The 24,345-nt window shown below is 71.7% G+C and carries 19 protein-coding genes and 1 pseudogene; 12 read left to right on the top strand and 8 right to left on the bottom strand.

The window, feature by feature from the left end; translation table 11 throughout:
* Window positions 1-339 precede the first annotated feature (339 nt).
* From cofD to GB864_RS12765, 6 genes are all read right to left on the bottom strand, one after another.
* Window positions 340-1,362, bottom strand: coding sequence for a 2-phospho-L-lactate transferase (gene cofD / locus GB864_RS12790; RefSeq protein WP_160425639.1), 1,023 nt, complete (start codon window positions 1,360-1,362; stop codon window positions 340-342).
* Between the two features lie 43 nt (window positions 1,363-1,405).
* Window positions 1,406-2,209, bottom strand: coding sequence for an ABC transporter ATP-binding protein (locus GB864_RS12785; protein WP_160425637.1), 804 nt, complete (start codon window positions 2,207-2,209; stop codon window positions 1,406-1,408).
* 6 nt (window positions 2,210-2,215) lie between these two features.
* Window positions 2,216-2,989 carry an enoyl-CoA hydratase/isomerase family protein gene (locus tag GB864_RS12780; RefSeq protein WP_160425634.1) on the bottom strand — a complete coding sequence of 258 codons (774 nt, stop codon included), beginning with the start codon at window positions 2,987-2,989 and terminating at the stop codon, window positions 2,216-2,218.
* A gap of 263 nt (window positions 2,990-3,252) precedes the next feature.
* The gene (locus tag GB864_RS12775) at window positions 3,253-4,350 is read right to left on the bottom strand and encodes a putative F420-0 ABC transporter permease subunit (protein ID WP_160425644.1); all 1,098 of its coding nucleotides are present in this window, start codon (window positions 4,348-4,350) and stop codon (window positions 3,253-3,255) included.
* An 11-nt stretch (window positions 4,351-4,361) separates the two neighbouring features.
* Window positions 4,362-5,369, bottom strand: coding sequence for a putative F420-0 ABC transporter substrate-binding protein (locus GB864_RS12770; RefSeq protein WP_336603986.1), 1,008 nt, complete (start codon window positions 5,367-5,369; stop codon window positions 4,362-4,364).
* A 237-nt stretch (window positions 5,370-5,606) separates the two neighbouring features.
* On the bottom strand, window positions 5,607-7,754 hold the full coding sequence (locus GB864_RS12765; RefSeq protein ID WP_160425632.1) for a bifunctional lysylphosphatidylglycerol flippase/synthetase MprF: 2,148 nt from the start codon (window positions 7,752-7,754) through the stop codon (window positions 5,607-5,609).
* Between the two features lie 285 nt (window positions 7,755-8,039).
* On the opposite strand from GB864_RS12765, the gene GB864_RS12760 reads away from it, so the two are divergent.
* The 9 genes from GB864_RS12760 to GB864_RS12720 all read left to right on the top strand — a co-directional run bounded on the left by GB864_RS12760 (window position 8,040) and on the right by GB864_RS12720 (window position 18,623).
* Window positions 8,040-8,888, top strand: coding sequence for a nitrilase-related carbon-nitrogen hydrolase (locus GB864_RS12760; RefSeq protein WP_160425630.1), 849 nt, complete (start codon window positions 8,040-8,042; stop codon window positions 8,886-8,888).
* A 153-nt stretch (window positions 8,889-9,041) separates the two neighbouring features.
* Window positions 9,042-10,478 carry a dihydropyrimidinase gene (hydA, locus tag GB864_RS12755; protein ID WP_160425628.1) on the top strand — a complete coding sequence of 479 codons (1,437 nt, stop codon included), beginning with the start codon at window positions 9,042-9,044 and terminating at the stop codon, window positions 10,476-10,478.
* Window positions 10,479-10,626: 148 nt separating this feature from the next.
* Window positions 10,627-11,643: a TIGR03842 family LLM class F420-dependent oxidoreductase gene (locus GB864_RS12750; RefSeq protein WP_160425626.1), complete on the top strand. Its 1,017-nt coding sequence runs from the start codon at window positions 10,627-10,629 to the stop codon at window positions 11,641-11,643.
* The gene (locus GB864_RS12745; RefSeq protein ID WP_160425625.1) at window positions 11,640-12,599 is read left to right on the top strand and encodes an ABC transporter permease; all 960 of its coding nucleotides are present in this window, start codon (window positions 11,640-11,642) and stop codon (window positions 12,597-12,599) included. The genes GB864_RS12750 and GB864_RS12745 overlap by 4 nt, the downstream gene beginning before the upstream one ends.
* Window positions 12,596-13,399 carry an ABC transporter ATP-binding protein gene (locus tag GB864_RS12740; protein WP_160425622.1) on the top strand — a complete coding sequence of 268 codons (804 nt, stop codon included), beginning with the start codon at window positions 12,596-12,598 and terminating at the stop codon, window positions 13,397-13,399. Before GB864_RS12745 ends, GB864_RS12740 begins: the two co-directional genes overlap by 4 nt.
* Entirely contained in the window at window positions 13,396-14,232 is an 837-nt protein-coding gene (locus GB864_RS12735) for an ABC transporter permease (RefSeq protein WP_160425620.1), read from the top strand. Before GB864_RS12740 ends, GB864_RS12735 begins: the two co-directional genes overlap by 4 nt.
* An 89-nt stretch (window positions 14,233-14,321) precedes the next feature.
* Window positions 14,322-15,470, top strand: a complete 1,149-nt coding sequence (locus GB864_RS12730; RefSeq protein ID WP_160425618.1) for an ABC transporter substrate-binding protein — start codon at window positions 14,322-14,324, stop codon at window positions 15,468-15,470.
* Between the two features lie 313 nt (window positions 15,471-15,783).
* Window positions 15,784-17,103 (top strand): aspartate aminotransferase family protein, encoded by a 1,320-nt coding sequence (locus GB864_RS12725; RefSeq protein WP_202107205.1) that lies wholly within the window; start codon window positions 15,784-15,786, stop codon window positions 17,101-17,103.
* Between the two features lie 26 nt (window positions 17,104-17,129).
* Window positions 17,130-18,623 carry a CoA-acylating methylmalonate-semialdehyde dehydrogenase gene (locus GB864_RS12720; protein WP_160425616.1) on the top strand — a complete coding sequence of 498 codons (1,494 nt, stop codon included), beginning with the start codon at window positions 17,130-17,132 and terminating at the stop codon, window positions 18,621-18,623.
* Between the two features lie 116 nt (window positions 18,624-18,739).
* Here the strand turns inward: GB864_RS12720 and GB864_RS12715 are convergent, their stop codons facing one another.
* Together GB864_RS12715 and GB864_RS12710 are read right to left on the bottom strand one after the other, a co-directional pair.
* Window positions 18,740-20,329 (bottom strand): glycosyl hydrolase 53 family protein, encoded by a 1,590-nt coding sequence (locus tag GB864_RS12715; protein WP_160425614.1) that lies wholly within the window; start codon window positions 20,327-20,329, stop codon window positions 18,740-18,742.
* Window positions 20,330-20,585: 256 nt separating this feature from the next.
* On the bottom strand, window positions 20,586-21,554 hold the full coding sequence (locus GB864_RS12710) for a LysR family transcriptional regulator (protein WP_160425612.1): 969 nt from the start codon (window positions 21,552-21,554) through the stop codon (window positions 20,586-20,588).
* 501 nt (window positions 21,555-22,055) lie between these two features.
* Here GB864_RS12710 and GB864_RS12705 point away from each other — a divergent pair.
* From GB864_RS12705 to GB864_RS18570, 3 genes and pseudogenes are all read left to right on the top strand, one after another.
* On the top strand, window positions 22,056-23,498 hold the full coding sequence (locus tag GB864_RS12705; protein ID WP_160425610.1) for a threonine/serine exporter family protein: 1,443 nt from the start codon (window positions 22,056-22,058) through the stop codon (window positions 23,496-23,498).
* A gap of 10 nt (window positions 23,499-23,508) precedes the next feature.
* Complete coding sequence (gene pyrE, locus GB864_RS12700; RefSeq protein WP_160425608.1) at window positions 23,509-24,057, top strand: orotate phosphoribosyltransferase; 549 nt, start codon at window positions 23,509-23,511, stop codon at window positions 24,055-24,057.
* Window positions 24,057-24,345: pseudogene (locus GB864_RS18570) on the top strand (hypothetical protein); the annotation flags it as partial. The gene pyrE and the pseudogene GB864_RS18570, both read left to right, overlap by 1 nt.

The following is a 24,345-nucleotide window of genomic DNA, read 5'->3' as shown; positions in this document are numbered from 1 at the left end:
GGCCGGTCGGCGGCCGCGCACGCCGCGTCCGGGCACGTCCCGCTCGACGGCGTGTGGCCCACCCTGCGCCTCGACGTCGACACCCCCGCCGACCTCGACGCGGCGCTCGCCCTCGGCGCCGGACCGGCGACGTGCGCCGCGCTCGGGTCGCCGCCCGGCCCGTCGGTCGAGTAGGCGGCCCGCCCGCTGGTCGAGTAGGCGCGCAGCGCCGTATCGAGACCCGTGACGTGGTCTCGATACGTTCCTTCGTCGCTACTCGACCGGCTCGATCGCTGGTCGAGTAGGCGCGCAGCGCCGTATCGAGGCCCCGTGACGTGGTCTCGATGCGCTCCGTCGTCGCTACTCGACCGGCGGGACGGTGCCGAGCCCCCGGCGCGCCTGCGCGAGGGAGAGCGCGTCGGCCGCGATCGCCGCGGTCTCCTCGACCGAGGTGAAGCGCAGGGGGCGGGCGATGACGTCGAAGCCCAGCGCCGAGAGGCAGTCGACGGCGTCGACGTCGGCCGTGTCGACGAGCCAGCCGTCGAGCAGGCCGTCGGCGGCGCGCAGGCCGTAGTACTCGGCGACCGCGAGCGCGCTCGTCTCGACGCCGATCGCCGTGAGGCAGACGTCCGCCATGCCGCGCAGCGCCGCGCCGCCGATGATCGGCGAGAGGCCGACGACCGGCGCCGTCGTGCGCCGGACCGCATCGGCGATGCCGGGGATGCCGAGGATCGTGCCGATCGAGACGACGGGGTTCGACGGCGCGACGAGCACGACGTCGGCCTCCTCGATCGCCTCGAGGACGCCCGGCGCCGGCACCGAGGACGCCATGCCCTGCTGCAGGAAGGCGCGCGCGGGCCGGCCCGCGCGGTAGCGCACCCACCACTCCTCGAAATGGAGGAACTCCGTCGCATGCGGGTCGTCGCCGCCCTCGAGCGGCACCTCGACGAGCGTCGGCACCTCGTGGTCGGTCGCGGGCAGCAGTCGGGCGCCGAGGTCCCAACGCGAGGCGAGCCTGGCGGTGGCCTCCGAGAGCGGCAGCCCGTCGCGCAGCAGCGACGTGCGGGCGATGTGCGTGCCGAGGTCGAGGTCGCCGAGGGTGAACCACGGCCAGCCGACGCCGTAGGCGGTCAGCTCCGCGCTCACGCGCTCCGACTCGTCGGCGCGGCCCCAGCCGCGTTCGAGGTCGTTGACCCCGGCGAGGGCGTACATCACGGAGTCGAGGTCGGGGCAGACGCGCAGGCCGGTGAGCCAGAGGTCGTCGCCGGTGTTGACGACGATCGTCAGTTCGGCGGCGGGGTCCGCGGCGCGCAGGTGCGCTCGGAGACCGAGTGCGAACTTCGCGCCGCCGACGCCGCCGGCGAGCAGAGTGATGCGGGACATGTGGGAGGTTCGATCGCTTCCGTAGGGCTGGACGCGTGCGGGTTCAACCGTCCGTCGCGGGTGCGAAGGCGAGCAGCGGCCTCCCCGTGAGGGGATGCTCGGAGCGGGCGGTCCGCACACCGTACACCCCGTCGATGACCTCCGGGGTGAGGATGGAGTCGGGTTCGCCCGCGGCGACGACCCGGCCGTCGGCGACGACGATCACGTGGTCGGCGTAGGCGGCGGCGTGGTTGAGCTCGTGCAGGGCGGCGAGCACCGTGAGGCCCCCTCGGGCGAGGCCCGAGAGCAGTTCGAGCGCGGCGAGCTGGGCGCCGACGTCGAGGTGGTTCGTGGGCTCGTCGGCGAGCAGCAGCGCCGGCTCCTGGGCGAGCGCGCGCGCGAGGATGACCCGCTGCCGTTCCCCGCCCGAGAGCTCCCGGAATCGGCGGTCGGCGAAGGCGCTCGCGCCCGCGTCGGCGAGCGCCCGCCCGACGACCTCGCGGTCGTCCGGGCCCGGCGCCGCGAGCGGCCCGAGATAGGGGGTGCGGCCGAGCAGCACGGCCTGTCGCACCGTCAGGTCGAGCTCGGTGTCGGCCTGCTGCTCGGCGAGGGCGATGGTGCGCGCCCGGTCGCGGCGTCGCATCGCGGCGAGTTCGTCGCCGGCCCACGCGATGCGTCCGCCGGAGGCGGTCAGGACGCCGGCGATCGCGTGCAGCAGGGTCGACTTGCCGGCGCCGTTCGGCCCGACGAGCGCGGTGAACGACCCGGGCTCGACGCTCGCCTCGACGCCGTCGAGGAGCAGCCGGCCGCCCGCGCGCACCTCGACCCGGTCGAGGTCGAGGCCGCGCGAGGCATCCGGTTCGCTCATGCGGGCCTAGCGGGAGGTGCGCGCGGTGAAGGCCGCGCGGCGCGCAGCGGACTCGGGGGTCTCGAACGCGCGCGCGATCGTGACGGCCTCGTCGTCGAGGGAGGCCTGGAGGCCGCGTGCGAGGCTCGCGATCGCGAGGCGCTTCGCCTGCCCGTACGCGTTGGCGTTGCCGGCCCACTCCGCGGCGATCTCGTCGACCCGACCGGCGAGCTCGTCGGCCGCGACGACCTCGCTGACGAGGCCCCACGAGTACGCCTCGTCGGACGTGAGCCGACGGCTCGTGAGCAGCAGCTCGAGGGCGCGGCGCTCGCCGATCGCACGCGGCAGCAACGCCGAGACGCCGCAGTCGGGGGTGAGGCCGACGTCGGGGTACTTGCCCGCGAAGCTGGATGCCTCCGAGGCGACGATCACGTCGGCGACGAGCATGTAGCCGAGTCCGCCGCCGACCGCGGGACCCTGCACGGCGGCGACGATCGGCTTCGACGTCGAACGGAGCAGGGCGTGGCCCTCGTGGATGACGTCGGCGAGGCGCTGCACCTCGCGGGCCTGTCCCTCGGCGCCGCCGAGTTCGCCCATCGCGACGAGGTCGCCGCCGGCGCAGAACGCGCGGCCCGCGGCATCCAGGATGACGGCGCGGATCGCGTCGTCGGAGGCGACCAGCCGGGCCGCATCGCGCCAGGCCTCGGCCGTGGCGCCGTCGATCGCGTTGAGGCGCTCGGGGCGGTTGAGGGTGAGGCGCGCGACGCCTGCGTCGACGCTGACGAGGAGGGGGGAGGTCATGACCCCGGAGTCTATTCCGGCGGGCCGGGGGCGCCGTGAGCGCTGCGGACGCCCACCGCGAACGGTCGCGAATCGTCGCTCAGGTGCGTTCGAAACGACAATTCGCGACCGTTCGCCGGTCGAGTCGCGACGAAGGAGCGTATCGAGACCCGCGTGCCGAACAGTCGGCTCGGTCTCGATACGCTTCGCTACTCGACCAGCGTCACGGGGTTCGCGCCTCGACCTGCGTGGCATGGGCTCCGCCCCTCGACCGGCGTGGCTCGTCACGACGAGCGCCGGTCCCGCAGCACGAGGGAGGCGAACACCGGGCCGCCGACGAGGGCCGTCACGATGCCGACCGGGAGCTCCCGCGGCTCGAAGACCGTGCGGGCGAGCGTGTCGGCCCAGATGAGGAAGATCGCGCCCGCGAGCGCCGACAGCGGCAGCAGCGCCCGGTGGCCGGGGCCGACGAGCAGGCGCACCGCGTGCGGCAGCACGAGCCCGACGAAGCCGATCGAGCCCGCGACGGACACGAGCGCGCCCGTGAGCAGGGCGGTCGCGCCGAGCAGCAGCCACCGCGTGCGCTCGACGTGGATGCCGAGTGCCGCTGCCGTGCGGTCGCCGAACGCGAACGCGTCGAGGGAGCGGGCCGCGCCGAGCAGCGGCAGCCCGATGACGAGCACCGCGCCGCCCGCGATGGCGACGCCCGCCCAGTCGGCGCCCGCGAGCGAACCGAGCAGCCAGTTGAGGATCTCGCGGTAGCTGTCCCCCGTGGCCGACCAGAAGATGACGAGGCTCGTGATCGCGCCGAACACGCTCGAGACCGCGACGCCCGCGAGCACCGTGCGTCCGGGGGAGATGCGCCCGCCCGCACCCGCGATGACGAGCGTCGCGGCGAGGGCGGCGAGCGCCCCGACGAAGGCCGCGAACGGCAGCGCGAGTGAGAGGCCGAGCACGAGCACGAGGACGGCGCCCACCGAAGCCCCGGACGACAGGCCGAGCAGATACGGGTCGGCGAGCTGGTTGCGGGTGACCGCCTGCATGACGACGCCCGCGATCGAGAGGCCCGCGCCGACGGCCGCGGCCGCGAGCACGCGCGGGAGCCGCAGCTCCCACACGATGCCGTCGCGGAGCGTCGAGAGCGTCGGGTCGGCGAGCCCGAGGTGCGCGGCGATCGAGGACCAGACCTCGGCCGGGCTGAGGCCCGCCGGGCCGATCGCGACCGCGACCACGATCGAGGCGAGGAGCAGGAGTACGAGGATGCCCGTCGTCGCAGCGACCCCGATCCCGCGTCGACGGCGCGCGCCGCGTGCGGCATCCGGATCGAGGGAGCCCGCGCGCGACGGGGCCGGTGCGCGCTCCGCGCGCACCGTCTCCCGCATCCGCTCGGTCGTCACAGGCCGAGGTCTCCCAGTTGGTCGACGAGGCTGCCGACCGTCTCGACGTTGCGCACGCCCGCCTCGCTCGCCGCGAACGGCACGGTCAGGTAGCGGTGCTCCCGCACGGCCGTCATCGCGGCGGTCGCGGGGTTCGCCTCGAGGTTCGCGATCTTCGAGTCGGCCGTGTTCCAGGTGGCGTCGACGAGCACGATGACGTCGGGATCGGCGGCGACGATCGACTCCCAGCCGGCGCTCGTCCACGTGTCGTGGACGTCGGCCATGACGTTCGTCAGGCCCGCCTGCTGCAGCATCATCTGCGGGGCCCCGATGCCGGCGCCGACGTACGGGGTGTCGGTGCCCGAGGAGTACCAGAGCGCGGAGAGCCCCGAGGTGCTCGGCTCGATCGCCGCGAGCTCGGCCTGCTGCTCGGAGACGAGGCCGGAGGCACGCTCGGGCACGCCGAAGATCGTGCCGGCCTCGACGATCTCGCCGAAGACGTCGCCGAACGTGAGCGGATCGGGCTGGTAGCCCGGCTCCTTGCACGCCGACGGCGACACGTACGTGCCGACGCCCAGGTCGGCGAGGACGGCCCGGTCGCCCGCGCCATCGGCGGTGAGGTTCGACTCCCAGCCGGCGTAGACGAAGTCGGGTTCGAGGCCGAGCACGGCCTCCTGCCCGGGCACCTTGTCGGAGACGACGGCGATGTCGGCCGCCTCGTCCGTCCACTCCTCGGGCACGGGGCCGTCGCTGAACGCGGATCCGACGACCAGGTCGCCGAGCCCGAGGGCGAGCATGGTCTCGAGGGTCGTCGACTTCACGGTGAGCACGCGCTCAGGGGCGGCGTCGACGGTCACCTCGGTGCCGCAATTGTCGATCGTGAGCGGGTACGCGCCGCTCGCGGCGGCGGCATCCTCGGTCGCCTCGGGCGCGGGCGCCGCGCTCGAGCAGGCGGCGAGCAGCAGGATGCCTCCCGCGGCGGCCGCGGCGGCGGCGAGGCGGCGGATCGGACGGTGTCGGGTCACAGGGGCCTTCCGGTTCACGGGGCCGCGAGGGACCCCGGGGTGCGGTGATGGCGTCGGCGCGAGCGCGTCGACGTGCGGAGCCGGATGCCGAGCGCAGGCGCACGGGCATCGCCGCGGCCGAACGCCGCGGACCGCACGGCCCAAATCCGGGCCGCGAGCACCGGTCAAACCCGACCGGGGGTCGTCCACCAGCGTACGCCCGCGCGGGCGCGTCCGTGCCGTCGCTCGCGACCCGCCCTACTCCTTGCCCATCGAGAGGCCGGCCCGCACGAGTTCCGGCACCGAGGCGTCGGGCAGGTAGGCCCGCACGATCGCGAGGCCGATGGCGCCGGCGTCGGCCCCGTCGCGGTAGACGAGGTAGAGCGGGGCGGGGCGCGGGTTGAACTTCTGCTTGAACTTGTGCAGCGAGCGGAAGCCGTAGACGGGTTCGAGGATCGCGCCGAGCCGGTCCAGGATCGCGGCGAGCTGCGGGCTGTCGACCGAGGCCGCGGCGGAGGCCGCCTCGGCATCCTCGTCATCGCCGTCGCTGTGCGCGAGCGGTGCGCCCGACAGCGAGAGGTAGGACGCTCCCTCGTCGCGGAAGAACCGCGCCGAGGAGGCGATGAGGAACTCCATCACGGGCGGGAACGTGCCGCCGTCACGACGCCGCATGAGGTCGAGCGTCCAGCCGTGCACGGAACCGTCGCCGCCGTAGACCGGCAGCCAGCTGAGGAACCCCTCGATCGAACCGTCGGCGGCCTCCGCGATCGCGAGCCGGACGGCGGGGTCGTCCGCCTCCTCGAGCGTGCCGAGGGTGAATCGCATCTCGGGCAGGCCCTTGTCGCCGACCCATTGCTCGGAGATCACCGAGAGCTGCGCCCGCACTGCGAACGACTCATCGGCGAACCGGGTCACCCGGAACCGGATGCCCTCGCGATCGGCGCGGTTGATCGCCGTGCGGACCGCACCCCACTTCTTGCCCGTGAACTCGAGGCCCGGCAGATCGACGATGGTGTCCTCGGCGACCTCGACCGCACGCCAGCCCGCCGGCAGCGCGGCGAGGACCCGCTCAGTGGCCCCGAAGACGCACGGCACAAGGCCGGCTCGCTCGGCGTCCATGAGGTAGCGGCGGAACGTCTCGTCGAACTCGTCGCCGGGGGCGATCGGGTCGGAGAGGGCGATCGCCGTGCCGTTGTGCAGCTGGTACGCGACGATGCCGTCGAGCTCCGAGGGCCGGTAGACGCGATTGTCGCGCCAGGTCGCCATCCACGACAACGGGCCGCCGCCGTCCCGCCGCAGACGCTCGCGGACCTCGTCGGTGCGGGTACCGGGCCGGTCGGCATCGCGTGCGCCGGGCATCCGCCGTCGCGCCCTCGCCGCGAAGGCGCGGCGGCACGCGATCAGCCAGACCAGGATGAACAGCCAGCCCGCCGACTCCGCGGCGCTGACGCGCAGGAGGTCGGGCTCGAAGCCGTCGGTCGGCAGCGAGGGGATGGCCGCGTAGGCGACCAGCACGAGGCCGGACAGCACGCCGAGCAGGACGTTCAGGCCCGCCCAGGCGAGTACGAGGATCCAGGCGCCCCGCGCGCCGCGGTGGATGCCGTAGGCGACGGCGGCGATGAAGACGGCATCCACCAGGACGCTCACCACGCTGCTGTCCAGGCCGCCGTCCGTGGTACCGAACGGACCGTGCGTGGGCACGAGGGCGAGGATGAGGTGGACGGCGCCGAGGGCGACGAGGCCGACCCAGGCGACGCGGCGCTGCTCGCGGATCGTCGGCCGGCGGAATCGTCCGACGCTGAGGGCGATGACCGGCACCACGGCGATGGCGTGCTCGAGGTCGGCGAGGTCGCCGATGAAGAGGAGGCCGACGACGCAGTAGGCGGCGATGACGAGCACCGCGCGGGCGCGCCATGGGCGGGCGAGGGTGAAGGCCGCCGCGGTCATGCCGGCGAAGAGGCCGCCCGAGGGGCCGACGTCGAGCACCGTCGCGAGCTCCTGCCCCCACGGCAGGCCGACCGCGGCGAGGACGAGGACGACGAGCGAGGCACCGAGCACCGCGATCAGCTGACCGATGCCGAAGACGAGGCCGGCCCGCAGCGACCCGCGCCGCCACTCGAGCCACCCGATGCCGAGCGGCACCAGGACCAGGAGGATCGCATAGCCCCACGGCTGGGTGACGAGGAACGTGCCGGTCACGGGAGTCCACCACCTGCCCGCCTGGAGCGAAGGCAGGCCGTAGGCGAAGTCGGGGTACCAGGCGGCGTCCTGAGCCGCGCTCGTGAAGCCGCCGGAGACGATGCCGACGACGACCAGCACGACGACGACGCCGATCGTGACCGGCAGGCGGCGGAGGACGCCGACGGGGCCGCCGAGCGCGCCCCCCGGCGTTCGATCAGCACTCATGGCACGAGTCTGCCGTTCCGCGGCCGGACGGAACAGAGGCGCACGGGGCTCGCGGCCCGCAGGGCAGTGCTCGGACGAGCATCCTGCTCATCTGCTCTTGCCGTGGGGTGATGATCTGGTCAACATTAATCACCGCGTCATCGGGGGTAACAGAACAGAAATCTCCCTGCCGGACGATCGCAAAACAGGCAGGAGGCGGCACGTCCGCACGCTCCACAGGCTGACACCCGACGGCTTCACCAGTCGGCTCCGGCACTCCCGGCGCCGTTCGAGAACGGAGGCAGTATGACGACCGTGCGAGCTGCGATCACGCAGACCACCTGGACCGGTGACAAGGAGTCGATGCTCGACAAGCACGAGCAGTTCGCCCGCGACGCCGCGGCCGACGGGGCGCAGGTGGTCTGCTTCCAGGAGCTCTTCTACGGGCCCTACTTCGGCATCACGCAGGACCAGAAGTACTACCGCTTCGCCGAGTCCGCCGAAGGCCCCATCGTGCAGCGCTTCGCCGATCTCGCGAAGCAGCTCGGCACCGTCATGGTGCTGCCGATCTACGAAGAGGCCGAGACCGGGGTCTACTACAACACGTCCGTGCTCGTCGACGCCGACGGCCGGATCCTCGGCAAGTACCGCAAGCACCACCTGCCCCACCTCGACCGCTTCTGGGAGAAGTTCTACTTCCGCCCCGGCAACCTCGGATACCCCGTCTTCGACACCGCCGTCGGCCGCATCGGCATGTACATCTGCTACGACCGCCACTTCCCCGAGGGCTGGCGCGAGCTCGGCCTGAACGACGCCCACATGGTCTTCAACCCGAACGCGACGAAGCCCGGGCTCTCGAACCGGCTGTGGGAGGTCGAAGGGCCGGCGGCCGCCGTCGCCAACGGCTACTTCGTGCTGCAGCCCAATCGCGTCGGACGGGAGGACAACGAGTACGGCGACCTCGCCGTCGACTTCTACGGCACGAGCCAGGTCATCGACCCGCGCGGCGACTTCGTCGGCGAGCGCGGCTCGGGCGAGCACGAGGAGGTGCTGGTGCGCGACCTCGACCTCGACATGGTGCGGCAGATGCGCGACGACTGGCAGTTCTACCGCGACCGCCGGCCCGACTCGTACACGCAGATCGCCAAGCCGTAACCAGTCGCTGGTCGAGCACGCACCCCGTTGGTCGAGTAGCGGCGAAGCCGCGTATCGAGACCACGTCACCGGATCTCGATACGGGCCTGGCGGCCCGACTCGATCAACGGGAACGGAACTCGATCAACGGATGCCTGAAAGGAGTCGCATCCAATGAGCAAGACCCTCATCACGAACGGCACGGTCGTCAACTCGACCGGCACCGCACTGGCCGACGTGCTCGTCGACGGCGAGACGATCGTCGCCGTCCTCGCGCCCGGCTCGACCCTGCTCGGCTTCGACGTCGCCGCCAACGTGGATGCCGTCATCGACGCGGCGGGCAAGTACGTCATCCCGGGCGGCATCGACGCCCACACCCACATGGAGCTGCCGTTCGGCGGCACCAACGCCTCCGACACCTTCGAGACGGGCACCCGCGCCGCGGCGTGGGGCGGCACGACCTCCATCGTCGACTTCGCCGTGCAGCGCTACGGCGAGCGCGTGGAGGACGGGCTGGCGGCCTGGCACGAGAAGGCCGCGGGTAACTGCGCGATCGACTACGGCTTCCACCAGATCGTCGGCGGCGTCGACGCCGACTCGCTCCAGGCGATGCGCGGCCTCGTCGACGAGGGCGTCTCGAGCTACAAGCTGTTCATGGCCTATCCGGGCGTCTTCTACTCCGACGACGCCCAGATCCTCCGCGCGATGCAGGTCGCCCGGGAGGAGGGCCTGCTCACGATGATGCACGCCGAGAACGGCCCCGCGATCGACGTGCTCGCCGAGCAGCTCGTGGCGCAGAAGAAGACGTCGCCGTACTTCCACGGCATCGCGCGCGCCTGGCAGCTCGAGGAGGAGGCGACGCACCGGGCGATCATGCTCGCCGACGTCACGGACGCGCCGCTCTACGTCGTGCACGTGTCGGCGAAGCAGGCGGTGGGCCAGCTCGCGTGGGCTCGCGATCGCGGCATGAACGTGTTCGGCGAGACGTGCCCGCAGTACCTCTACCTCTCGCTGGAGGAGCAGCTCGGCGCGGTGAGCGAGGAGTGGGGCGACTTCGAGGGCGCCAAGTGGGTGTGCTCGACCCCGCTGCGCGCCCGCGAGGACGGCCACCAGCACGCCATGTGGAACGCCCTGCGCACGAACGACCTGCAGATGGTGTCGACCGACCACTGCCCGTTCTGCATGAAGGGCCAGAAGGACCTGGGGCTCACCGACTTCCGGGCGATCCCGAACGGCATCGGCTCCGTCGAGCACCGCATGGACCTCATGTACCAGGGCGTCGTCACCGGCGAGATCACGCTCGAGCGCTGGGTGGAGCTCACGAGCACGACGCCGGCGCGCATGTTCGGCATGTACGGGAAGAAGGGCGTCATCCAGCCCGGTGCCGACGCCGACCTCGTGATCTACGACCCGAACGGGCACACGTCGATCGGCCTCGGCAAGACCCACCACATGAACATGGACTACTCGGCGTGGGAGGGATACGAGATCGACGGCCACGTCGACACGGTGATCTCCCACGGCAAGGTGATCGTCGACGACGGCGAGTACCTCGGCGCCAAGGGCGACGGCCGTTTCGTCAAGCGCGGCCTGTCCCAGTACCTCATCTGATCCCTCCGTCGCCGGTCGGGTCCCCGCTGATCGAGTAGGGCCGAAGGCCCGTATCGAGATCCGGTGGCACGGTCTCGATACGCGGCTCCGCCGCTACTCGACCAGCGGAAAGACCCCTCGATCGACGGAACGAAGAAACGAGACATCCATGGATTTCGGCGTCGTCCTGCAGACGAACCCGCCCGCCGCGCGAACGGTGCAGCTCGCGAAGCTCGCGGAGGCCCACGGGTTCAGCCACGTCTGGACCTTCGACTCGCACCTGCTGTGGCAGGAGCCCTACGTCATCCACTCGGCGATCCTCGCCGAGACGAACCGCATCACCGTCGGCCCGTTCGTCACGAACCCGGCGACCCGCGATTGGACGGTCACGGCGAGCGTCTTCGCGACGCTCAACGAGATGTACGGCAACCGCACGATCTGCGGCATCGGCCGCGGCGACTCCGCGGTGCGCGTCACCAACGGCAAGCCGACGACGATGGGCGAGCTGCGGGAGTCGATCCACGTCATCCGCGAGCTCGCGAACTCGCGGGCGGTCGAGTACCACGGCGCGACGCTCCAGTTCCCCTGGAGCCGCGGTTCCGAGCTCGACGTGTGGGTCGCGGCCTACGGCCCCATGGCGCTCAAGCTGACGGGCGAGGTCGGCGACGGCTTCATCCTGCAGCTGGCCGACCTCGACATCGCGAAGTGGATGATCCAGCACGTCAAGGACGCGGCCGCGAACGCCGGCCGCGACCCCGACTCGCTCGCGATCTGCGTCGCGGCGCCCATGTACATCGGCACCGACCGCGCGCACATGATCGAGCAGACCCGCTGGTTCGGCGGCATGGTCGGCAACCACGTCGCCGACATCGTCGCGAAGTACGGGGCGCACGGCGCCGTGCCCGACGCGCTCACCGACTACATCGCGGGCCGCACCGGCTACGACTACAACACCCACGGCAAGTCCGACAACGACCACGTCGACTTCGTGCCCGACGAGATCGTGGAGCGCTTCTGCATCCTCGGCACGGCCGACGAGCACCTCGAGAAGCTCGCCGCCCTGCGCGACCTCGGCGTCACGCAGTTCGCGGGCTACCTGCAGCACGACAACAAGGAGGAGACGATGCGCGTATACGGCGAGCGCATCATCCCCGCGATGCAGGCGCACGTGACGGCCAAGGCATGAGCACGACGAGCGTCGCCCCGGCACCGCCCGGCACCGAGGGGCAGGATGCTCCGCGCGCCGCGGCGCGCCGGCGGTCGGGAGGAAGGGGACGGCGCACCGCCGCCGCGTGGGGCTGGGGCGCGCTCGGCATCCTCGTGCTCGTGGTCGTGTGGGAGGGCTACAAGGCGCTCGCGCCCGAGGACGGCGTGCTCATCGGCGACCTGCGGGTGCTGCCCCGCACGACCGACCTCGCGATGCCGCACGTCTGGGAGATGCTCGGCCGGCTCGGCGAGCCGGTCACACGGGCCGAGGGCTCGCCGCTGCTCTGGGCCGCGGTCGCGCTCGCCGCGCTCACGACGCTCGGCATCGCCGCGGCCGGCTGGCTCGTCGGCCTCGTCGTCGGCGTGGGCTTCGCGCTCATCATGCAGCGCTGGCGCCTCGCCGAGTGGGGTCTGAAGCCGTGGATCCTCGTCAGCCAGGCCGTGCCGCTCATCGCGTTCGCCCCCGTCGTGAAGAGCTGGGGCTCGCGCGTCGAGATCGGTTCGTGGGAGTGGCCCGACTGGCTCTCGGTCGCGGTCATCGCGAGCTACCTCGCGTTCTTCCCCATCGCCGTCGGCGCGCTCGCCGGACTCCAATCGCCCGCGCGGCGCGACGTGGAGCTCTTCCGCACGTACGCGGCCGGGTACTGGTCGACGCTGCTGAAGCTGCGGCTGCCCGCCGCCGTTCCCTACCTGCTGCCGGCCCTGCGGCTCGGCGCGGCGAACGCCGTCGTCGGCGCGATCGTCGCCGAGGTGTCGACGGGCCTGCAGGGCGGCATCGGCCGGCTGCTCATCCAGTTCGCCGGGCAGGCGTCGGGCGATCCCGCGAAGGCCTGGGGGCCGATCTTCGGCGCGATCGTGCTCGGGCTCGTCGCCGCCGGTTCCGTCGCCCTGCTCGGACTGATCCTCAAGAACTACCGACGCGGGGAGGCCGCATGAACGCCGTGACCATCAGCGGGGTCGGCAAGACGTTCGACACCAAGGAGGGCACGACCGTCGCCCTCGAGGGCATCGACCTGACGATCGCCGAGGGCGAGTTCGTCTCGCTCATCGGGCCCTCCGGGTGCGGCAAGTCGACGCTCATGCGCCTCGTCGCCGATCTCGAGCAGCCGACGACCGGCTCGATCGAGGTCTTCGGCAAGACGCCCGACCGCGCCCGCCGCGACCAGGACTACGGCATCGCCTTCCAGCAGGCGGGCCTGCTGCCCTGGCGCACGGTCGCCGAGAACGTCGGCCTCCCGCTCGAGATCCACAAGACGGGCAAAGCCGAGCGCACGGCCCGGGTGGCGGAATTGCTCGAGCTCGTGGGTCTGTCGGACTTCGGCGGCCGCTACCCCGACCAGCTCTCCGGCGGCATGCAGCAGCGCGTCGCGATCGCCCGCGCGCTCGCCGAACGGCCGCGGCTCCTGCTCATGGACGAGCCGTTCGGGGCGCTCGACGAGATGACGCGCGAACGGATGCAGGGCGAGCTCGCCCGCATCGCGGGGGAGACCGGCGCGGCCGTCGTCTTCGTCACCCACTCCATCCCCGAGGCCGTCTTCCTGAGCGACCGCGTCGTCGTCATGTCGCCGCGGCCCGGCCGCATCACCGACGCCCTGACGATGTCGTTCGCCGGCAAGACCGGCCGCGAGGAGGGACTGCGGGAGCAGGCATCCTTCTTCGAGATGGTCACGGCGGTGCGCGAGGCGCTGCACCAGGGCTCGCCCACGACGGCCGTGCGCGGGGTCGAGACGCGATGAGCGCCGGCGCCGCCGAGATGCCGCCGGTCGTACGTCGACCGCGGGGGTCGCAGGATGTCCGTGCCCGCGCGACCCGCGAGCGCATCGGCCGGGTCGTCGCGCCGATCGTCGTCGGCCTCGCCGTGCTCGGCGTCTGGCAGTTCCTCGTCTCCGTCGTCGGGGTCAGCGACTACCTGCTGCCGAGCCCGGCGGCGATCGCCGAGGAGTTCGTCGCGTTCGCGCCCGCCATCCTCGCAGCGGCCGGGGTCACGGGTTTCAACGCGCTCGTCGGCCTCGTCGTGGGTACGGTCCTCGGCATCCTGCTCGCCTGGGCGGCCGCCCAGTGGCGCGCGATCGACGCCATGGCCGCCCCGGTCGTGGCGGCGCTCGCCGTCGTGCCGATCGTCGCGCTGGCTCCCGTGCTCAACACGATGTTCGGCGCCGACAGCCAGTTCGGCCGGCAGGCGATCGCCGCGATCGCCGCGTTCGTGCCCGTGTTCGTCAACACGCTGCGGGGGCTCCGCCAGGCGGCGCCCGTGCACCGCGAGCTCATGCGGGTCTACGCCGCGAGCGGCACCCAGACGTTCCGCACCGTGACGCTGCCGACCGCCGTGCCGTTCCTGCTCACGGGCATCCGCATCGCCTCGTCGCTCGCGGTCATCTCGGCGCTCGTCGCCGAGTACTTCGGCGGCCCGCGCGGCGGGCTCGGCTCCTTCATCTCCACGTCGGCGGCCTCGAGCGCGTACGCCCGCGCCTGGGCGTACGTCGTGGCGGCCATCGCGCTCGGCCTGCTCTTCATGCTCGCCACCGCGCTCCTCGAGCGGATCGTGCTCCGGCACCGACCCGCCGCCTGACCTGCCTCGATACCCGAACGAGGACGGAAACGCACCACCGCACCACCGCAGCACCTCCGCATCACTCACAGCACGCGAAAGGACTCCTCATGCGACACCGCTTCCGCCGGGCCGCGACCGGCGCACTCGCGCTCACGGCCGCACTGGCCCTCGCCGCCTGCTCCTCCTCCGGGGGCGACGCCGACTCCACCGACGCCGCCGACGGCGAGCTCACCCCGATCAAGCTGCAGCTCCAGTGGCTGCCGCAGGGCCAGTTCGCCGGCTACTTCGCGGCGGTCGACCAGGGCTTCTTCGAGGAGGAGGGCCTGGACGTCGAGATCATCCCCTCGGGCGGCGACATCGTCCCGCAGGACGCCCTCGCCAACGGCGACGTCGACTACGCGATCGCCTGGGTGCCGAAGGTGCTCGGGTCGATCGAGCAGGGCGCGAACCTCACCGACATCGCGCAGATCTTCCAGAAGTCGGGCACGCTGCAGGTCTCGTGGGCCGACTCCGGCATCGAGTCGGTCGCCGACTTCGAGGGCAAGAAGATCGGCTCCTGGGGCTTCGGCAACGAGTGGGAGATCTTCGCGGCCATGGCCGCCGAGGGCCTCGACTCGACGACCGTCGAGATCATCACCCAGGACTTCAACATGAACGCGTTCCTGTCGGGCGACATCGACGCGGCGCAGGCCATGACCTACAACGAGTACGCGCAGCTGCTCGAGACGGAGAATCCCGACACGGGCGAGCTGTACCAGCCCGAGGACTTCAACGTCATCTCGTACCAGGACACGGTCGGCGCCATGCTGCAGGACGCGATCTGGGCGGACACCGAGCGTCTCGAGTCCGACGAGGACTACCAGGAGACCACGGTCGCCTTCCTCAAGGCCGTCATCAAGGGCTGGGTGTACGCCGCCGAGCACCCCGAGGAGGCCTCGCAGATCACGATCGACGCCGGCTCCGGCTGGGGCCCGAGCCACGAGCTCTGGATGGTCAACGAGACCAACAAGCTCATCTGGCCCTCGCCCGCCGGCATCGGCATCATCGACGAGGACGCCTGGGCCCAGACGGTCGAAGGCGCCCTCGCGGCCGTCAACGAGACCGGTGCGCACCTCATCACCGAGGAGCCGCCGGCCAGCGCCTACTCGAACGAATGGATCCAGCAGGCGCTCGACGCGCTCGAGGCCGACGGCGTCGACGTGACGGGCGAGGGCTTCGAGCCGCTCGAGGTCACCCTCGAACCCGGCGGCAACTGATGACCCCGCCGGTCGAACAGCGCAACTGACCTGATCCCGTTGGTCGAGTAGCGCAGCGTATCGAGACCCGATCCGTGGGTCGAGTAGCGCAGCGTATCGAGACCTGGTCCGTTGGTCGAGTAGCGCAGCGTATCGAGACCTGGTGGGGTGACTCACCAGGTCTCGATACGGCGCCGGCGCGCCGACTCGACCGGCGGAGGCGCCCACTCGACCAGCGGATGCCCGGGCGTCGACCCGAGCGCTTACACTCGCAATGCACAGGCGAGGATGCCGGTTCGGGCGCCTCGTCGAACCCGTACGAAAGGCGGCGCCAATGAGCCTGCAACCCGACGACTCCGACCTCGACCAGCTCGCTCGCACGCTCGACGCGGCGCACGTCTTCCACTCGTGGTCGGCCCAGGGCGTGAAGTCCGCCCTCACGATCGCCGGCGGCAAGGGTGTCCGGGTCTGGGACCACGCGGGCCGGGACTACCTCGACTTCTCGAGCCAGCTCGTCAACACCAACATCGGGCACCAGCATCCCGTCGTCGTCGAGGCGATCCGCGAGCAGGCGTCCCTGCTCACGACGATCGCGCCGTCGACCGTGAACCTCGCGCGCGGCGAGGCCGCGAAGCGCATCGCCGGCCGCGCCCCCGAGGGCTTCGAGAAGGTCTTCTTCACGAACGGCGGCGCCGACGCGAACGAGAACGCGATCCGGCTCGCCCGCCTGTACACGGGCCGCGACAAGATCCTCTCGACCTACCGTTCGTACCACGGCAATACCGGCGCGGCGATCGTCTCGACGGGCGACTGGCGGCGCGTGCCCAACGAGTTCGCCCGCGGCCACGTGCACTTCTTCGGCCCCTACCTCTACCGCTCCGAGTTCTGGGCCGAGACGCCCGAGCAGGAGAGCGAGCGCGCCCTGCGCCACCTGCGCCGCGTCATCGAGTCCGAGGGTCCCGCGTCGATCGCCGCGATCCTGCTCGAGACGATCCCCGGCACGGCGGGCATCCTGCTGCCCCCGCCCGGCTACCTCGAGGGCGTGCGCGAGCTCGCGACCGAGCACGGCATCCTGCTCATCCTCGACGAGGTCATGGCCGGCTTCGGCCGCACGGGCGAGTGGTTCGCCTTCGACGCGTACGACGTGCGTCCCGACCTCATCACGTTCGCGAAGGGCGTGAACTCGGGCTACATCCCCGTCGGCGGCGTCGTCATCGACGACCCGATCGCGCACGCGTTCGACGAGCGCGTGTTCCCGGGCGGACTGACGTACTCCGGGCATCCGCTCGCGATGGCCTCGATCGTCGCGACCCAGGATGCGATGGAGTCGGAGGGCATCGTCGCCAACGCGAAGCGCGTGGGCGCCGAGGCGATCGCGCCCGGCCTCGCCGGCCTCGCGGCCAAGCACGACGTCATCGGCGAGGTGCGCGGCACCGGCGTGTTCCACGCCATGGAACTCGTCGCCGACCGCGCCTCGCGCGCCCCGCTCCCGGCCGCCGACATGGCCCGGATCAAGGGCGCCCTCGTCGAGCGCGGCCTCCTGCCGTTCGTGCAGGACAACCGCATCCACGTGGTCCCGCCGTGCGTCGTCACCGACGCAGACGTGGCCGAAGCCCTGGCGATCTACGACGACGTGCTCGCCACGGCCCTCTGAGTTTCTCGAAAGGAAACCGATACACCATGACCGAACTGGTCGAGCACTGGATCGACGGCGCCCTCGTCAGCGGGGAGAGCCCCCGCACCGGCCCCGTCTACAACCCCGCCCGCGGCATCGTGCAGCGAGAGGTGCGCCTCGCCTCCACCGCCGATGTCGACGTCGCCGTGCAGGCCGCGGCGCGGGCCTTCCCGGCCTGGCGCGATGCATCCATCGCGAAGCGCCAGCAGGTGATGTTCAAGTTCCGCGAGATCTTGAACGCGCGCTCCGACGAGCTCGGCGCGATCCTCACGAACGAGCACGGCAAGGTGCTCTCGGATGCCGCCGGCGAGATCGCGCGCGGCCTCGAGGTCGTCGAGTTCGCGTGCGCCATGCCGCACCTCACCAAGGGCGACTACTCCGAGAACGTCTCGACGGGCGTGGACGTCACGACCGTGCGGCAGCCGCTCGGCGTCGTCGGCGTCATCAGCCCGTTCAACTTCCCGGCGATGGTGCCGATGTGGTTCTTCCCCATCGCGATCGCGGCCGGCAACACGGTCGTGCTGAAGCCGAGCGAGAAGGACCCGTCGGCGGCGATCTGGATGGCGAAGGCCCTGCAGGAGGCCGGGCTGCCCGACGGCGTCTTCAACGTCGTGCACGGCGACAAGGAGGCGGTCGACGCGCTCCTGGAGCACCCGACGGTGCGCTCGATCTCGTTCGTCGGCTCGACGCCGATCGCGAAGTACATCTACTCGACGGCCGCGGCAAACGGCAAGCGGGTGCAGGCACTCGGCGGCGCGAAGAACCACATGCTCGTGCTGCCCGACGCCGACCTCGACCTCGCGGCCGACGCCGCGGTCAACGCGGGCTTCGGCTCGGCGGGCGAGCGCTGCATGGCCGTCTCGGTCGTGCTCGCGGTCGACTCCATCGCCGACGAGCTCGTGGCGAAGGTCGCCGAGCGCATGGCGACGCTGAAGACGGGCGACGGCACGCGCGGCTGCGACATGGGCCCGCTGATCACCCGCGAGCACCGCGACAAGGTCGCCGGCTACCTCGACACGGCCGCGGCCGACGGCGCGAGCGTCGTGGTCGACGGCCGCGGGATCGAGGTCGACGGCGAGCCCGACGGCTTCTGGCTCGGCCCGACCCTGATCGACCGCGTGCCGACCGAGTCCGCGGTCTACACCGAGGAGATCTTCGGCCCGGTGCTCTCGATCGTGCGCGTCGACGGCTACGAGGCCGGACTCGACCTCATCAACGCGAACCGGTACGGCAACGGCACGGCGATCTTCACGAACGACGGCGGCGCCGCGCGGCGCTTCCAGCGCGAGGTCACCGTCGGCATGGTCGGCGTCAACGTGCCGATCCCGGTGCCGGTGGCGTACCACTCGTTCGGCGGCTGGAAGGACTCGCTGTTCGGCGACGCCAAGGCGTACGGCCCGCAGGGCTTCTCGTTCTTCACCCAGGAGAAGGCGATCACGACCCGCTGGCTCGACCCGTCGCACGGCGGCATCGACCTCGGGTTCCCGCAGCACCGCTGAGGCCGCCGCACCGCTCGGCCGCCGCATCGCTGGGCCAGGATGACGCGAAGCGACGGGATGCCGCCCGTGGGGGCATCCCGTCGCTTCGTCGTTCAGCCGTTCAGCCGTTCGGCCGATCAGTCGGACGCGTCGGCGCCGAACGTCGCGAACGAGACCGCGATCTGCTTGGACGAGTAGTCGAAGAACGCCTGGTTCTCCCACGCATTGCCCGCGCTCGAGTTCGCGGGGTCCCAGCCGGCACCGGCCTGCGCGGTCCACGCGGGCTCCCAGTAGACGACGCCGATGCCGCGGCCGCCGGGGGCGGAGGCGACGACGTCCTGCACGGCGCGGGTCCACGCGGCCTGGCCGGCCGTCGACGCCGGGTAGCCCGAGACGAGCGAGCTCGACGACGAGACGACGTTGGTGAACGTCGGGGTGTCGTCCGTGAGCGTCCACGGGTAGGCGGTCTCGACGACCAGCACGTTCTTCCCGTAGCGGGCGCCGAGGTTCGTGATCTGCGTCTGCAGGTTGCCGAGCGAGCCGTGCCAGTAGCCGTAGTACGAAAGGCCGAGCACGTCGAAGACGACGCCGCGGGCGACGAGCGGGTCGAGCATCCAGGTGACGTCGGAGCCGACGTCGGTCACGTGGACGATCGTCTTCGCGCTCGGGAAGACCGCCTTCGAGGCGGCGATGCCCGCCTTGAGGAAGCCGGCGAGGCTGTCCCACTGGGCGGTGCTGTACGAGTCGGACGTGTTCACGTCCCAGGTCTGGCCGTAGGGCCAGAGGATGCCGGAGTTGATCTCGTTGCCGATCTGCACGTAGTCGACGGTGACGCCCGCGTTCTTCAGCGCCGTGAGCACCGACGTCGTGTGGTTCGACAGCGAGGTCGTCATCGTCGACACGGACTGGCCGGCCCACGCCGCGGGCACGCCCTGGGCGCCGGGGTCGGCCCACGTGTCGGAGTAGTGGAAGTCGATCATGACCTGCTGGCCGAGCGCTTCGGCGCGCTTGGCCGCGGTGACGACCTTGGCCGACGAATTGGATCCGTCCGCCGCGTTCACCCAGACCTTCAGGCGCACCAGGTTCGCGCCGGCGTTCTTGAATGCCGTGTACGGGTCGATCTGCGCGCCGGCGGCCGTGTAGTACTTCGCGCCCTGCTCCTCGTTCTTCGTCACGCCCGAGAGGTCGGCGCCGCGCACGGCGCGGGAGACCTTGCCGGACTTGACGGTGAGGTCGTCGATGTTCGCCCAGGCCCCGGCCGAGCCGGAGGTCGTGATGGCGAAGGTGCACGACGTGCTCGTCGCGTTCACGGGCACGGACAGGTGCACCCAGGCGTCGCCCGCGGTGGTGTCGGGAACAGTGCGCTGCGCGCTGCCGCATCCGGAGACGACGAGCTTGGTCGCCCCGAGTCCGGCACCGGACTTCACGACGGCGTCGAAAGTGAACCAGCCGGTGCCGGAGAGCGTCACCGCCTGCGAGGTCGTCACGCTCGTCGCCGACGAGAGGTAATGGGTGAGCTTGGAACTGCCGGAGTAGCCGCCGGATTCGACCTTCGACGCCGAGGTGGTCCCGGAGCGGGTCCAGCCGGCCAGCGCGGACTCGAATCCGGCGTTCGTGAACGTGTTCGTCGCTGCCACGGCGGGCGTCGCGACGAACGAGGTCGCGGCGACCGCGGCGGCGAGCACCGCCGTCGCGATCAGGCGCGACCGTCGTGCAGTGGGCTGCATGGGCATCCTCCTCGATGCATGCGGGTGAGGGGCGCGCGTCTTCGTCGACGGCCCGTCAGCCTGTGAGCGATCACAGTTCGTGATCGGTGAAACTTTTACCACGGCCCGGGGCGACGGCGCCAGCATCCGGAGCAACAGGGATCGAACTCTCATCGGCGGATCACGCTGGGCTGGGATCGCTCCGAGCAGGTCGACAGAACGGCGCGGTCCGGTGCCGTTCCGGAGGCGGCACCGGCCCGGGAGGCGGCGGGTGCGCCTACTCGACGGGCTTCGGCGGCAGCGTGATCGCCGCAGTCGTCGGGGTGGCCGCGGCCGCGGCCCGGTGCTCGGCTTCGAGCCGCGCCGTGCGCGAGACGAGCACGTCGAGTACGGTCGCCACGGCGAGGCGCTCGGCCACGTCGGGGCGGGACAGGGCGACGATGCTGCGGGCGGCCTGCACGCCGCGCAGCGGCCGGAGGACGACGCCCTCGGGGACCGGCGACGTGTAGCGCGGCACGAATGCGATGCCGTGGCCGGCTTGGATGAACGCCTCGATGATGCGCATGTCCACGACGCGCTGCGCGACGCGGGTGCGCCGACCGGTCTGCTGCTCGACCGCGTGCAGCAGCCGCTCGAACGGCGCGCCGGCCGGAACGCCGAGCCAGGGCTCGTCGACGACGTCGGCGGGCGTGAGCGACGACTTGGCGGCGAGCGGATGCCCGAGCGGCAGTCCGATGTCGAGCGGCTCGGTCATGAGCGGCGTGACGCGCAGGCCCCGCCCGCCCCACGGCAGTTCGCCCACCGGAGAGTGCGCGAGGACGATGTCGTAGTCGGCGGTGAGGGCGGGGAACTCGGCGAGATCGGGGTCGAGGTCCTCGGCGCGCACCACGAGACCGGCGACCTCGGAGAGCTCCGTGAGGACGCTCGGCAGCACGGCCGCGCCGAAGGTCGGGAACGTCAGCACGGAGACCTCGCCCGAGGGGTGGTTGCGGAAGCGGTCCCACAGCGACATCGCCCGCTCGACCGAGACCGCCACATCCGCCGCGGAGCGGGCGAGCGCCTGGCCGGCGCTCGTGAGGACGAGGCCGCGGCCGCTGCGCTCGGTGAGGGGGACGCCCGCCTCCCGTTCGAGGACTTTGAGCTGCTGGGACACGGCGGAGGGGGTGACGCCGGTCGCATCGGCGACGGCGGTCACGCTGCCGCGTTCGGCGAGTTCGCGGAGCAGGTCGAGGCGTCGAATGTCCATGTAGCAATGCTAAATGATCAGTACAGTTCCGTTAGATTGTGCTGCACTGTTTTTCGCTGCACAATAGACACATCGAACGGCGCAGGCCACCTGAAGGACGGGACACCGGAGGGAAGCGCCGGCCGCTCGATATTTGCAACATCGGAACAACACAGACTCTGGAAAGGAACCATCATGGTCGTGCTCGCAGTTCTCCTCGGCGTTGTGTCCGCCGTCGCGATCGTCGGCACCCTCGTGATGGTCTCCCGCGACGGCTACCGTCGCGTTCCGGAGCGCCGGTACGCACGGGTCGTCTGACCCGATTCCTCGAGGTTCGGGCCTCGGGGCCGAGGGCCGCTTCTCGCGATGGGGGACACATCGCGAGACGCGGCCCTTCTTCGTTCCCACCGCCCCTCGAATCGGGCGGGATGGCGCGTGCACGGGCATCCTGACCGTCCGCCGCCGACGAGCGGGCCGGGTGTAGCCTCCCCCTGAACGCCGACGGTTGGGGGACCGGGACGGATGACCGACGAGACGCAGGCCGACGAGTACGACGCAGCCGCGCTGCGCCGCTTCCTCCTCGGCCTCGGCGAGGGCATGAACGCCTCCGAGTCCTCCGTGGACCGCACGAGCGAGACCCTCCAGCGCGTCGCCACGGCCTACGGGGCCCGCGAGCTCGAGTTCTTCGTGCTGCCGACCGCCGTCATGGTGCAGACGGGCGAGGGCGACGCCGGTCGCGTCGGACTCCGGACCGCGGTGAACGTCGCCTTCCGCTTCGACCAGATCGCCGCCCTCTACCGGCTCATCGCCGTCGCGGAGCGCGGGAAGATCGAGCCCGTCGCGGGCATCCGCACCCTCAACGACATCGGCGCCATGAAACCGCGCTGGGGCTGGTTCACGCGCACCTTCGGCCACGCGCTCCTCACCACGGGGCTCGCGCTCCTGCTCGTGCCGAACTGGTGGGGCGCGGTCATCGCGTTCGCCCTCGGCGCGGTCATCGGCCTCGTCAAGCTCATCCCGTCGTCCACCCTCGGGCTCATCCTCCCGATCGTCGTCGCATTCGGCAGCGCGCTCGTCGTGTTCCCCCTCGCGACCGTGCTGGACGTCGGCGATCCCGTGCTCGTGCTCATCGCCCCGCTGTGCACCTTCCTGCCCGGCGGGGCGCTGACGACCGGGACGATGGAACTCGCGACAGGGCAGACGGTCGCCGGCGCCTCGCGTCTCGTCAAAGGGCTCGTGCAGCTCGCCCTGCTCACCTTCGGCATCGTCGTCGCGGGATCGCTCCTCGGCGTCGACCAGTACGAGTACGTCTCGACCGGCGTGGACTCGCGGCTCGGCTGGTGGGCCGGCGTCCTCGGCCTCGTGCTGTTCGCGGTCGGCAACTACCTCCACTTCTCCGCGCCCGGCCGCACCTTCCCGTGGGTCTTCCTCGTGCTCGTCGTCGCCTACCTCGCCCAGCTCATCGGCGCCGCGGTCGGCGGGGCGACGATCTCCGGGTTCGTCGGGGCCCTCGCCATGACGCCGGTCGTCCTCTGGATCGGGGGGCTCAAGCGCGGGGCGCCGACCCAGCTGACCTTCCTCCCCGCGTTCTGGCTGCTCGTGCCGGGGGCCACGGGCCTCGTCGGCTTCACCGAAGCCGTCGGCGCCCAAGCGGGGCTGGATGACTTCGCCGCCGCGTTCCTCTCGATCATCTCGATCGCGCTCGGCGTGCTCATCGGCACCGCCCTCTACCGCCTCGGCCATCAGGGCGCCGAGGAGATCTTCCACATCGACGAACCTGCGACGCCCTCCGTCCGCGAGGACCCGGGACTCGTCACCCGGTTGATGCACGTCTTCCCGTGGAACCGCCCGCCCGAGCATCCACACGATCACACGCGACGGGACGAGCAACAGAGCGCGGCCGAGGACGCTGATCGTCCCGTCCCTGGGAAATCGACCAGTGGCGAGGGGGAACCCGGCACGTAGAGTGTCAGTCGTGACTGAGACCCGACAGCACCTCATCGACGCCATTTCGGCGCGCGCCGTGTTCCACGGCGACTTCACGCTCGCCAGCGGCAAGCAGGCCTCCTACTACGTCGACCTCCGCAAGGTGAGCCTCGACCACGAGGTCGCGCCGCTCATCGGACAGGTCATGCTCGACCTCATCGCGGACATCCCCGACGTCGTCGCCGTCGGCGGTCTCACGATGGGCGCCGACCCCATCGCGAGCGCGATCCTGCACCAGGGGGCCGCCCGCGGCCTCGCGTACGACGCCTTCGTCGTGCGCAAGGAGCCCAAGGACCACGGCCGCGGCCGACAGGTCGAGGGCCCCGATCTCGCGGGCAAGCGCGTCATCGTCGTGGAAGACACTTCGACCACCGGCGGGTCGCCGCTCAAGGCCATCGAAGCCGTCCGCAAGGTCGGCGCCGAGGTCGTCGCCGTCGCCGTCGTGGTCGACCGGGCGACGGGCGCCCGCGAGATCATCGAGGCCGAAGGCGTGCAGTACCTCGCCGCGATCGGCCTGGAAGACCTGGGGCTGGCCTGATGGGCTGGGGCGACGATGAGGTCGACGGCACCGACTGGCTGCTCGGCCGGTTGGGAGGCGACGCCGCCGACGGCGCCGCAGGCACGCCGTCGGGACCGATGTCCACGCGCCCCCCGATGAGCGTCGAGCCGCCCGTGCGCGCACCGGATGCCGCGCCGCGGCGTCCCCGCCGCGGCGAGGAGCTCGACTGGTTCTCCGACGCGGTTCCCGCGTCGCGTCCGAGCGCGCCGGCGTCGCCGCCTGCGCCTGCCGCCGCCCCCGAGAGCGGCCGCCGCGCCGCGTCCCCCG

Origin of the sequence: Agromyces seonyuensis, assembly GCF_009789225.1 — a bacterium.
GTDB lineage: Bacteria > Actinomycetota > Actinomycetes > Actinomycetales > Microbacteriaceae > Agromyces > Agromyces seonyuensis.
The sequence above is the reverse complement of the archived record's forward strand: the minus strand, read 5'-3'. Positions and strand labels throughout refer to the sequence as shown.